This window comes from Cupriavidus sp. 8B, assembly GCF_054589115.1.
In genome coordinates, this window is the sequence record NZ_BAAILO010000652.1 from 1 (window position 1) to 251 (window position 251).

Genomic DNA, 251 nt, shown 5'->3' on the forward strand with positions numbered 1-251 from the left:
ATCGAGGCAGCGGCCGCGCAGACTGCGCTTCGCCAAGCCCGCGATGTTGAGAGCGCCCGCGAGCAAGCGGAGGCTGCATGTTGGCGCTTGCCGGAAGGGCGGGTTCTGAACGGCCGCGAATACGTGGACATGTGCATTGATGAAGGCTTCCGCCAGATCAAGCACTATCCGCGCGGTAGCGCTCGAGTCTATTACATTGAAGATCCGCAGCGCCGCCTGGCGCGCAAGCTGCGAGCTAAGGATGGCACCCT

1 pseudogene is annotated in these 251 nt (G+C 63.3%); it reads left to right on the forward strand.

The window, feature by feature from the left end:
• A pseudogene (locus ACYP5B_RS52015) lies at window positions 1-251 on the forward strand (hypothetical protein); the annotation flags it as partial.